Raw genomic sequence first — 11,669 nt, forward strand, 5'->3', positions numbered from 1 at the left:
GGCTCTAGTTTACTTGTCCCTGTGCTTGCTCTTGTTCCTCAAGTTCACGCTCGTAGGCGTCTTTAACCAAGCGCCACCAGATAAAGAACGCAAAGCCAGCAAAGATAATCCACTCGAGTGCATAGAAGATGTTGAGCCAGTTCACCGCCCCCTCATTCATGGGCGGTATGGACTCTATGACCTCAAACCCAGCAGGTGCTTCACTGTCAATGAGGTACCCCTCATAGACGGGCCCGGCGAAGTCAGGCCAGATGTTTACCAGCGAGGCAACAGAGAGAGTGTTCTCACTGAGCGGGTCCATGCCGGGGTCTGGAATATCCGGCGCTTCGGTGGGCATGAAGCGACCGGTGTAGAGCTTCTCTTCTCTGGCAGGTGCAGCGTTGAATTCTGCCAGGGCAGCCAATGCGACATCCTCATCCGGTGTCCAGCCCAAAGCCACAGGAAGTGATGCCACGGGAGTGATCAGTCGACCCACCAGCCAGTAGCCAAGCTCGCCATAGTTGAGCCTGCCTTCCAAGAGGGTGTAGGACTCGGCAGCGAGATAGCCGGTGACTTCTGTCATGTGCCCACCGGCAATCTCCGAGATTGCCACAGTGGGCTTCTGCAGTTCCTCGAGAGGAACCACAATCTCTGACTCAGTGTTCACCGGCTGAGAAGACAAAATGGCACGTTCTAACTGCCACTTTCCTGCCCACGCAAAAACAGCAGCGGCAGCCATCACGAAAATGAGAAAGGCAATCCACTGCGGTTTCAGAGCGGTCTTGAGCATTAGGCCGGAGCCTCAACAATGTTGGGAACGGCAGTACGGATAGCGTTCGCAGCCTCGTCAGTGGTTTGCTGTTCGGCAGCAAACTCTGCCTCGATGGCCAGGCGATAGTTCTTCACTTCGGCCTTTTCTTGTGCTGCGCTCCAGCCCAGGTGTTTGCCGAGAATCTTCGCCACAACAGGTGCCGCGGCAACGCCGCGGTCGCGAGTTTCAATGTTGACGCGCGTACGACGTGTGAGCACATCTTCAATGTGCAGAGCACCTTCGTGGGTAACCGCATAGGTCACCTCTGCCAGCAGATAGTCCGGGTTTCCTGGCAGAGTCTGTGCTTGGGCAGCATCCTGCGCAATGATCTCCAGCACCTCATCAGTCATGGAGCCATACCGGTTCAGCAGGTGCTCTACCTGGGCAACGGTGAGCCCACTATCGCGTGCGGTGCGAGCACGTCTGTTCCAGGCACCTTTGTATCCGGCAGCGCCTAACAGGGGAACAGCAGAGGTGATGCTGCCGGGAATAGCCCAGCCAGGATCAGCTGCGGTGAGCTCCTCCACGGCAGCATTGACAGCGTCATTCGCCATGACACGGTAGGTAGTCCACTTGCCTCCAGCAATGAGGACAAGGCCAGGCTTGGGCTTGACCACCACGTGTTCCCGGCTGAGCTTGGCCGTGGATTCAGCATCTCCTGCCAGCAATGGCCTCAGACCCACATACACACCCTCAATGTCGTCATGAGTAATGGGGTCGTCGAGCACTGAGTTCACGTGGTCAAGTAAGTATTGAATATCGTCTGCGGTAGCAGAGGGGTGCACTTTGTCGTAGTGCCAGTCCGTATCGGTGGTGCCAATAATCCAGTGGCGTCCCCAGGGAATAACAAAGAGCACACTCTTTTCGGTGCGCATGATCAAGCCCATGACGGACTTGAAGCGATTCCGGGGAACCACGATGTGGATTCCCTTCGATGCTCGCACGCGCAGCGTGCCACCATCGTGCACGAGCTCTTGGGTTTCCCCCGTCCATACTCCGGTGGAGTTAATGATCTGCTTGGCGCGAATGGGGAATTCGTTTCCGGTCTCCACATCCCGCACGGTCACGCCCACGACAGCACCCTGTTCTTGGATGAAACCAATCACCTCGGTGCGGTTCGCCGCGAAGGCGCCTTTGGCGACCGCAGTGCGAACCAGGTTCGCCACATAGCGCGCATCATCCACGCGTCCGTCGTAATAGCTCATGCCGCCGATGATGCCGGAGGAGCGCAAGCTAGGAGCTGCTAAACCAATCTGACGTTTGCTCAGGTGACGGTGGTGGCGCACTCCTGGGCGGCGTCCGCCCATCCACGAGAAGGCGTCATAGAGCAGCATGCCTGCCCCCACATAGGCGCGCTCCCAGACGGGGTGCTCCACGGTGTAGAGGAAACGAATGGGCTTAACCAGGTGCGGAGCAATCTGCTGCAACAACAGACCACGTTCAATGAGTGCTTCTCGAACAAGATGGAAGTCCAACTGTTCTAGATAGCGAATACCACCGTGCACCAACTTGGAAGAACGACTCGAGGTTCCTGCCGCCCAGTCCTGTGCTTCCACAATGCCGACAGTTAATCCACGGGTTGCCGCATCGAGGGCACACCCGGAACCCACAATGCCGCCACCAATGACAAGAACATCCAGTTCCTGTGACTGCATGGCAGCCAAAGCTTCAGCGCGGGTGTGTGCACTAAGAATTCCCTGAACACCCGAAGCTGAAGCTGGCTGAGACATTAGAGAACCGGATCTGCCAAAGACATCGTGGTGGCACCGTGTGCCGCAGGGTTGTAAGGAGAAACCACAACCTCAACCCGCTGGAACTCTTTCAGGTCGGAGTATCCCGTGGTGGCCATGGAGCGACGCAGGGCGCCAACAATGTTGGCGCTACCGTCGGCGACGGTGGCAGGACCATAGAGAAGCTGTTCCAACGGAGCAACCTGGCCCACGTGCACCCGGTTACCACGCGGAAGCTCTTCGTGATGTGCTTCCTGGCCCCAGTGCCATCCACCACCAGGAGCCTCTGTCGCACGAGCTAGAGCAGAACCAAGCATGACAGCGTCAGCACCACAGGCAATCGCCTTGACCACGTCACCAGAGGTGCCTAAGCCACCATCTGCGATGACGTGGACGTAGCGGCCACCAGACTCATCCATGTAGTCGCGGCGTGCACCGGCAATATCTGCCAAGGCAGTGGCCATGGGTGCGTGAATACCCAACGAAGCACGTGTGGTCGTGGCGGCGCCACCACCAAAACCAACCAGGACACCGGCAGCACCGGTGCGCATTAAGTGCAGCGCTGCGGTGTAGGTGGCTGCGCCACCAACAATGACCGGAACGTCTAGTTCATAGATGAACTTCTTGAGGTTCAGTGCCTCAGTTTCTTTCGAGACGTGCTCTGCCGAGACCGTGTTACCACGAATCACAAACAGGTCAACACCAGCGTTGACAACCGTTTGGTAAAACTCCTGTGTGCGCTGCGGTGACAGTGCTGCAGCGACTGTCACACCGGCAGCGCGAATCTCAGCCAAGCGGGCAGTAATGAGCTCTGCCTTGATGGGCTCAGCATAAATTTCCTGCATACGCTTGGTAGCCGTTGCTGCAGGGAGAGAACGTATCTCAGAAAGAACAGGCAGAGGGTTCTCGTAGCGGGTCCACACACCTTCGAGGTTGAGCACCCCCACACCACCGTGTTTGCCCATGGCAATAGCGGTCTCGGGGGAGACCACCGAGTCCATCGGGGCAGCCAGGATAGGAATCTCAAACTGGTAGGCGTCAATACTCCAGGACACCGAAACGTCCTGAGGGTCACGTGTGCGCCGGGAGGGAACGACAGCAATGTCGTCAAAGGCGAACGCCCGGCGTGCGCGCTTTGAACGCCCAATTTCAATTTCAGTCACGGTAGTTCCCCAGATGTCTTTCGTTACTTACGGTAGTTCGGTGCTTCGACAACCATCTGGATGTCGTGTGGGTGGGACTCTTTCAAGCCGGCAGCAGTAATGCGGACAAACTTGCCTTTCGAGCGCAGCTCGTCAATGCTGCGCGCTCCCACATAGAACATGGACTGGCGTAAACCACCCACCAGCTGGTGTGCTACCGCGGCCAAAGGCCCGCGGTAGGCCACGCGGCCTTCAATACCTTCAGCAATGAGCTTGTCATCACTGGGGACGTCAGATTGGAAGTAGCGGTCCTTCGAGTACGAGGTGCGCTCGCCGCGAGTCTGCAGAGCTCCCAAGGAACCCATGCCGCGGTAGCTCTTGTACTGCTTGCCGTTGTCAAAGACGAGATCTCCGGGGCTCTCGTCGCATCCTGCGAAGAGAGAGCCCAGCATGACGGACTCAGCACCGGCAACCAGTGCCTTTGCAATGTCACCGGAGTACTGCAGACCACCATCAGCAATGACGGGAACACCGGCAGGACCAGCAGCCTGGTAGGCCTCCCAGATTGCAGTGACCTGAGGAACACCCACACCCGCAACAACACGAGTGGTGCAAATTGAGCCAGGGCCCACACCCACCTTGATGCCGTCAGCGCCGGCATCAACCAGTGCCTGTGCGCCCGAACGTGTTGCCACGTTGCCACCAACTACATCGATGTGTGCAAACGAAGGGTCAGCCTTGAGCTTCTTAATTATTTCCAGCACGCCCGCAGAGTCACCGTTAGCGGTGTCCACAACAAGAACGTCGACGCCTGCATCGCGCAGTGCCTCGGCGCGCTGCCAGGCGTCACCAAAGAAACCAATAGCAGCGCCGACCCGCAAGCGTCCTGCTTCATCTTTGGTGGCGTCAGGATACTTCTCGGACTTGTCAAAGTCTTTGGTGGTGATCAACCCAGTGAGCTTGCCAGCACCATCAACGATGGGCAGCTTCTCAATCTTGTGCTGAGCCAGCAACGAAATAGCGTCATCAGCTGAGACGCCTACCTGAGCAGTGACCAACGGCATGGGGGTCATGATCTCTTTGACGGTGAGCTTTTTCTTATCTGCATCAGAGACAAAGCGCATATCCCGGTTGGTAATAATGCCAACCAGCGTTCCTTCAGCATCGACCACGGGAAGACCGCTCACACGGAACTGACCGCACAGGCGGTCCACTTCAGCAACAGTGGCGTCAGCAGTTGTGGTGACCGGGTTAGTAATCATGCCGGACTCAGAGCGCTTAACCTTATCTACCTGGTCAGCTTGGTCTTCAATAGAAAGGTTGCGGTGCAGGATGCCAATACCGCCCTGGCGAGCCATGGCAATCGCCATCCGCGCCTCGGTCACGGTGTCCATGGCGCTAGAGATGAGGGGCTTCGAGAGCGTAATGCGGCGAGTAAAACGGCTTGAGGTGTTTGCTTCACTGGGAATAACATCCGTGTGGCCAGGAAGAAGCAGCACGTCGTCGTAGGTGAGTCCAACAAAACCAAATGGATCGTTCTCGACCATTGATTCCTCAATTTCTTAATCTATTTGTCTGAAATTTCGGGCAATTTTCCGCGCCGTTACAGTAAAGCCTCTGTAACCAAGCTTAACGGGTTGGAAAGTACACATATTCCCGTACTAAAGTTTTCCTTTGTTGGCAATATCGCGCTCATGTAATAAGTGCGACATAATCAACACGTATCGTGTGTCAAAGTCGACATTCGAGAAGCAAAATGGAGGGCATTGCGTGACCAACAGTTCGAATGCTCTCCCTATGGAGGTGCAGTGGTAAACACAGCTTTAGCGCGCCGTACCAGCCCTAAAAACCTACGAGTGCTCTTCGGTGTACTCCTGGGACTGTTGGTTCTTACATTCACGCTTGGGCAGGGAATTACTGCCAACGCCGCAACCAGCGAACCGTGTGTTCCTGACGCGGCGACTGCGTGCTTTAACGGAACCATCAAGGGTGCTGGTGAAGGCGTCGAAATCACCGTGTCAGGTAACGACCAAAACGTCGTAGCTGTCACGGACAAGGACGGAAAGTGGAACGCAGCGGTTACTGTCGCTGGCGTCTACACCATCACACTCGATGAGGCTACCCTTCCCGCTGGCGTCACCCTCGATGGTGAAGCAAGCCAAGAGCGTGACATCACGCTGGGATTCCAAAAGGGCGCCATCTTCAAAGTCACCGGCGGTGACAATGGTGGCGCAGACAACGGTGGTGGCTCCAACCCGGATGCTGCTGCTACCGGCTTTGACTGGGACCGTCTTGCACAGCAGGTAGTCTCTGGTCTGCGCCTGGGTCTGCTCCTCGCGTTGGCCTCAATTGGTTTGTCCCTCATCTACGGAACCACTGGTCTCTCCAGCTTCTCTCACGCTGAACAGGTCACCTTGGGTGGTTTGCTGGGTTACACCTTCGCAAACGTTCTCGGCCTGAACATCTTCCTCACCGTCCTCATCGTGGTTGTGCTCACCGGTGCCACCGGTTACATCCAAGATGCGGTGATATGGAAGCCTCTGCGTAAGAAGGGCCTGAGCCTCACCCAGATGATCATTGTGACCATCGGTCTGGCACTGGCCCTGCAGTACACCTTCCAGATGTTCTACGGGGCATCCACCGTCCGCATCTTGATGAAGAACCCCGACACCTTCACCATTGGCCCCGTCACCTTGACCTTCGAGTCACTGTGGGCCATGGGACTATCCATCGTGGTCCTCATCTTGGTAGGTCTGTTCCTGCTCAAGACGCGTACCGGTCGTGCGACCCGCGCCGTATCTGACAACCCAGCCCTTGCTGCTGCCTCAGGTATTGACGTCGACCGCATTATCCGCCTCGTGTGGGTACTGGCTACCGCGCTCGCTGGTCTTTCCGGTGTCATGCTCGGTCTGGTTCTCAACGGTATTAACTGGCAGACAGGTATGCAGCTTCTGCTCCTCATGTTCGCCGCAGTTACCTTGGGTGGTCTGGGTACCGCCTTCGGTGCCCTCGTTGGTTCCCTCATTATCGGTATGACCGTAGAGCTTGCCAACCTGGTCGTCCCTGGTGACTTCAAGTACGCAACAGCCCTTGTGCTTCTGATCATTGTCCTGCTGGTTCGTCCACAGGGTATCTTCGGTCGCAAAGAGCGGATCGGTTAAGGAGGACAGTCATGGATATGTGGATCAAAGTCTTCTATGACATGTCGGCGAACGCTATTCTGCCGACCACCGCAGCCTTTGCTATCGCAGCAATTGGTTTGAATGTGCACTTCGGTTTCACCGGACTGCTCAACATGGGTCAGGCAGGCTTCATGCTTGTTGGTGCCTACGCATTCTCCGTCACCACCATCATGGGCTGGCCTTTCTGGGCAGCCGTGCTGGCCACCCTCGCCGGTGGAACCATCTTCGCGTTGCTTCTGGGTATACCAACCCTGAAACTGCGTGGTGACTATCTGGCTATCGTGACCATTGCCGCCGCGGAAATTGTCCGTATGGTCGGTCGTGCCTCGGTACTCAACGATGTCACTGGTGGTTCTAACGGTCTAGCTGGTGAGCGTTACCGCAACGACTTCTCCGCTCTCTCACCATTCCCCGACGGACAGACCACCATCCTGTGGTTCACCTTCGACAACACTGGTGTGAACGGATGGTTCATCCGTATCGTTGCCTGGTCACTGGTCGTCATCTTCGCCATCCTGGTCTGGCTGCTCATGCGCAGCCCCTGGGGTCGTGTGATCAAGGGCATCCGTGAAGACGAAGACGCAGTTCGCAGCCTCGGCAAGAACGTCTTCGCCTTCAAGATGCAGTCCTTGATCATCGGTGGTGTCCTTGGTGCTATCGGAGGTATGTTCTACGTCCTCCCCACCTCGGTGCAGCCAGATGCTCTCGGTCGTAACATGACCTTCCTCATCTGGACCGCGATGCTCCTCGGTGGTGCTGCCACCATCTGGGGTCCCGTCTTAGGTTCCATCCTGTTCTTCGCTCTGCGTATCTTCATCCAGGGCACCGTGGACATCCTTGTCCCCGATGCCGTCTTGAACACGCAGCAGACCGAACAGTTCTCGTGGATCATGGTCGGTGTCGCACTGATGCTTCTGGTCATCTTTAGACCGCAAGGAATTTTGGGTAACAAGAAGGAGCTGAACTTCAATGTCTAGCACCACAAACAAGACCGCTGCTGAAGCTCGCGCTGAGCTCAAGAGCGTTGCCCACACTCCTGGCGCATCCAAGCCTGATGCCATCCTCACCGTCGACAATGTCGTGCGTGAGTTCGGCGGTAACCGTGCTGTGGATGTAGACCACCTCGAAGTTCAGCGCGGTGTGATCACCGCACTGATCGGACCCAACGGTGCCGGTAAGACCACCTTCTTCAACCTCATCACCGGATTCGACCAGCCCACTTCTGCAAAGAAGATGTTTGGTGGACCCTCCGCTGACAAGGCTGCGAAGTGGAGCTTCAACGGAAAGTACCTCGGAAATACCGCTGCTGCTTCGGTAGCAAAGAGCGGTATGGTCCGTACCTTCCAGCTCACCAAGGCACTGTCCCGTCTGACCGTTCTCCAGAACGTTCTCTTGGGTGCAAAGGACCAGCGTGGAGAAAACTTCCTCGCTGCCTTCATTAAGCCCCTCTGGGCAGCCCAGGAGAAAGAGAACACCGAGAAGGCTCTCGCCCTTCTCGAGCGCTTCAAGCTGCTCGAGAAGAAAGACGACCTCGCCGGTAGCCTCTCTGGTGGTCAGAAGAAACTACTCGAAATGGCCCGCGCTCTCATGAGCGACCCCGTCATGATCATGCTCGATGAGCCCATGGCTGGTGTGAACCCCGCACTGACACAGTCATTGCTGGGCCACATTCAGTCCCTGCGCGACGAGGGCATGACCGTGCTCTTCGTGGAGCACGACATGCACATGGTTCGCCACATTTCAGACTGGGTTGTCGTGATGGCAGAAGGTCGCGTCGTGGCGGAAGGTCCAGCGGACACCGTCATGAGCGACCAGGCCGTGATCGACGCCTACCTGGGAGCCCACCACGACACCGACCTCGGCGATGACTCATTGCTCGAAGACGGTGCCATGGACGCTCCAGCTGCAAAGGAGAAGAAGTAATGGCAAATGACATCAAGCCTGGTGTTGAGCCAGTACTGCGCGCCGACAACCTTGTTGCCGGCTACCTCCCCGGTGTGAACATCCTCAACGGATGTTCCATCGAGGCCTACCCTGGTGAGCTCATTGGAATTATCGGCCCCAACGGTGCCGGTAAGTCCACCCTGCTCAAGGCACTCTTCGGTCTGGTCAAGATTCGTGAGGGCAACGTAGTCCTCAACGGTGAAGACATCACCGGTTTCAAGACCAACAAGCTGGTACAGATGGGTGTGGGCTTCGTGCCACAGACCAACAACGTCTTCCCCAGCCTGACCATTGAAGAAAACCTTCAAATGGGTATCTTCTTACAACCCAAGCGTTTGAACGAACGTCTGGACGCCATCTTTGACATCTTCCCCGTGCTTAGAGACCGTCGTTCTCAGAGTGCAGGGTCGCTCTCTGGTGGTGAGCGTCAGTCCGTCGCGATGGCTCGCGCCCTGATGATGGACCCCAAGGTCCTTCTTCTGGACGAGCCATCGGCTGGTCTGTCTCCCGTTCGTCAGGACGAGACCTTCATTCGTACACGTCGAATCAACAAAGCCGGCGTCTCGGTGATCATGGTGGAGCAGAACGCTCGTCGTTGTCTCCAGATTGCTGACCGCGGTTATGTTCTAGACCAGGGACGCGATGCCTACACCGGCACCGGTCGCGAGCTAGCCGATGACCCTAAGGTCATCGAGCTGTACCTCGGAACCCTGGCAAAGGATGTTGACGAGAAGAAGTAGTCGATAAGACACAAGACTTCACCCCCGCAGAGATGCGGGGGTGAAGTGTTTAACGGCCAAGCCAGACCTACTGTCCGTGTTCTGCGATAAATTGATTCCATGGACCAAGGGAATGTCATCAAGGCGCTACGCGAATTTGTAAGCGAGCGCGATTGGTCACAATTTCACACCCCGGAGAATCTTGCTAAGAGCATCAGTATTGAGGCTTCAGAATTACTGGAGAACTTTCAGTGGAACTCTGAGGCGAATCTGGAAGAAGTTCAAGATGAGTTGGCAGATGTCCTGACCTACTGCTTACTTTTAGCGGACAAGCTGGGCTTGGATCCAAATGAAATCATTTTAGAAAAGCTGGCAAAAACTCAACAGAAATACCCTGTTGAGAAAGCGCGGGGGCGCAGCGACAAATATGACCAGCTTTAATATCGAACGTCTTCCTTTCAACAAAGACGCTGTCAGCGTCTGGGCAGATGCCGACTCTCGCCACAAGAACTGGCCGGTTGTTTACACAATTGAGGGAACCGATGAAATTTACATCGGTGAATCAACCAATGTTGCTAACCGAATGAAACAGCATCTCGATGCGGGCACACGCAGCCACCTCAAGACCATCAAAGTCATCCTTGACGACAGCTTCAACAAGTCAGTTTGCCTCGACCTTGAGTCACAACTCATTCGCTACCTGGCAGCAGATAGTAAATATAAAGTCCTCAACGGCAACCACGGAATAACTGACGCGGATTATTATGACCGCGAGAGATACCGAGAAACCTTCAATGAGCTCTTTGATGAACTCCTCAAAGAAGGTGTCTTCACCAGAAGCATCCCTGATATTGTCAACAGCGACCTTTTCAAGTTCTCTCCTTTCAAAGCGTTGAACACAGATCAGTCTGTGGCGATCGAAGGCGTGCTGGAGAAACTGTTTGAGGATCTCGAGAACAAGACTGATAGCCCCATAGTTATTCAGGGAGACCCTGGCACAGGGAAAACAATTGTTGCTGTCTATCTCATGAAGCTCTTGGTAGACATCGCAAAGAGCCAGCCAGACGAACAGCTAGACAGCGACTCAATGTTCTCTGATTTCTTTCAAGAGGGGTTCCGTGAACAACTCACAGACTTCACCTTTGGTTTGGTGATTCCACAGCAGTCGCTGCGGAAATCCATTGAGAAGGTATTTGCCAAGACTCCCGGACTCTCGAAGTCCATGGTTCTCAGCCCTTTCGATGCAGGTGCTTCGAAGGAACATTACGACCTCCTGATCGTGGATGAGTCACACCGACTCGGTCAGCGCTCGAACCAACCATCAGCAGCTCAGAATAAGAAGTTCACTGAGATCAACATCGCGCTTTTTGGCAATGACGACTTGTCCTGGACCCAGCTCGACTGGATTAGGGCTAAGAGTTCTCATCAGCTCTATCTGTTGGACTCAGCACAGAGTGTGAAACCAGCCGACCTACCAGCTGAGGTCACAACAGCACTTGTAGCCAAAGCTCGTGAATCCAAAAGTTATTTTCACCTTGCCTCACAAATGCGCGTCGCAGGTGGTTCGGATTACATCGAATTCATTGGCCGGGTGTTCGCTGGAACGCAGCAGGGCCCAGAGTCTTTCGGAAACTATGAACTTCGCCTCTTCGATGATTTAGCTGAAATGAGACAAGCAATATTCGAAAAAGACAAAGAAGTAGGTCTTTCTCGAATGATTGCCGGCTATGCCTGGCCATGGGTAAGCAAGAACAACCCAAATGCAATTGATATTCAAATTGGGGATGTTGGTCTCACCTGGAACAGAACAGCTACAGACTGGATCAACTCTCCAACCTCTCTAGAAGAGGTCGGCTCGATCCACACTGTTCAGGGTTATGACCTCAATTACGCCGGAGTCATTATTGGGCCGGACCTCAGCTATGACCTAATGGCGAAGAAGATTGTCTTCCATCGTGAGAATTATCACGACAAGAAGGGCAAAGAAAACAACCCGCGTCTCGGTATTGAGTACTCAGACGAAGATCTACTCAACTATGTGGTCAATATTTATCGTGTTCTTTTGACGCGGGGGATTAAGGGAACGTTTGTGTATGTGTGTGATCTTGATCTTCGTGATTACTTGATTCATTTTTTCAGAGGGCAAAATTCACGGGCTTAAG

Annotated in this window: 10 protein-coding genes; 6 read left to right on the forward strand and 4 right to left on the reverse strand. The window is 55.1% G+C overall.

Going from position 1 to position 11,669, the window contains the following annotated elements:
• Positions 1 to 4: 4 nt before the first annotated feature.
• From AURUGA1_RS01090 to guaB, 4 genes are read right to left on the reverse strand one after another with little or no spacing between them, the layout of a single operon-like run.
• A complete protein-coding gene (locus tag AURUGA1_RS01090; protein ID WP_114128497.1) occupies positions 5 to 769 on the reverse strand; it encodes an SURF1 family cytochrome oxidase biogenesis protein in 765 nt (254 codons plus the stop codon).
• Positions 769 to 2,520, reverse strand: a complete 1,752-nt coding sequence (locus AURUGA1_RS01095; protein ID WP_114128498.1) for a glycerol-3-phosphate dehydrogenase/oxidase — start codon at positions 2,518 to 2,520, stop codon at positions 769 to 771. Before AURUGA1_RS01095 ends, AURUGA1_RS01090 begins: the two co-directional genes overlap by 1 nt.
• Positions 2,520 to 3,683, reverse strand: coding sequence for a GuaB3 family IMP dehydrogenase-related protein (locus AURUGA1_RS01100; protein ID WP_114128499.1), 1,164 nt, complete (start codon positions 3,681 to 3,683; stop codon positions 2,520 to 2,522). Before AURUGA1_RS01100 ends, AURUGA1_RS01095 begins: the two co-directional genes overlap by 1 nt.
• 23 nt (positions 3,684 to 3,706) lie before the next feature.
• Positions 3,707 to 5,209: an IMP dehydrogenase gene (gene guaB / locus AURUGA1_RS01105; RefSeq protein ID WP_114128500.1), complete on the reverse strand. Its 1,503-nt coding sequence runs from the start codon at positions 5,207 to 5,209 to the stop codon at positions 3,707 to 3,709.
• A 261-nt stretch (positions 5,210 to 5,470) separates the two neighbouring features.
• Between guaB and AURUGA1_RS01110 the strand changes: the two genes are divergently transcribed.
• The 6 genes from AURUGA1_RS01110 (at position 5,471) to AURUGA1_RS01135 (ending at position 11,668) form a co-directional block, all read left to right on the forward strand.
• Positions 5,471 to 6,823 (forward strand): branched-chain amino acid ABC transporter permease, encoded by a 1,353-nt coding sequence (locus tag AURUGA1_RS01110; RefSeq protein ID WP_114129665.1) that lies wholly within the window; start codon positions 5,471 to 5,473, stop codon positions 6,821 to 6,823.
• An 11-nt stretch (positions 6,824 to 6,834) separates the two neighbouring features.
• On the forward strand, positions 6,835 to 7,821 hold the full coding sequence (locus AURUGA1_RS01115) for a branched-chain amino acid ABC transporter permease (protein ID WP_114128501.1): 987 nt from the start codon (positions 6,835 to 6,837) through the stop codon (positions 7,819 to 7,821).
• Positions 7,814 to 8,767 (forward strand): ABC transporter ATP-binding protein, encoded by a 954-nt coding sequence (locus AURUGA1_RS01120; protein WP_114128502.1) that lies wholly within the window; start codon positions 7,814 to 7,816, stop codon positions 8,765 to 8,767. The genes AURUGA1_RS01115 and AURUGA1_RS01120 overlap by 8 nt, the downstream gene beginning before the upstream one ends.
• Positions 8,767 to 9,528, forward strand: coding sequence for an ABC transporter ATP-binding protein (locus AURUGA1_RS01125; protein WP_096382436.1), 762 nt, complete (start codon positions 8,767 to 8,769; stop codon positions 9,526 to 9,528). The genes AURUGA1_RS01120 and AURUGA1_RS01125 overlap by 1 nt, the downstream gene beginning before the upstream one ends.
• Positions 9,529 to 9,627: 99 nt before the next feature.
• Positions 9,628 to 9,948 (forward strand): nucleotide pyrophosphohydrolase, encoded by a 321-nt coding sequence (locus AURUGA1_RS01130; RefSeq protein ID WP_114128503.1) that lies wholly within the window; start codon positions 9,628 to 9,630, stop codon positions 9,946 to 9,948.
• Positions 9,935 to 11,668 (forward strand): DUF2075 domain-containing protein, encoded by a 1,734-nt coding sequence (locus AURUGA1_RS01135; protein ID WP_114128504.1) that lies wholly within the window; start codon positions 9,935 to 9,937, stop codon positions 11,666 to 11,668. The genes AURUGA1_RS01130 and AURUGA1_RS01135 overlap by 14 nt, the downstream gene beginning before the upstream one ends.
• The last annotated feature ends 1 nt before the right edge of the window (position 11,669 follow it).

The sequence above is a fragment of the Aurantimicrobium sp. MWH-Uga1 genome (assembly GCF_003325955.1).
Classification (GTDB): Bacteria; Actinomycetota; Actinomycetes; order Actinomycetales; family Microbacteriaceae; genus Aurantimicrobium.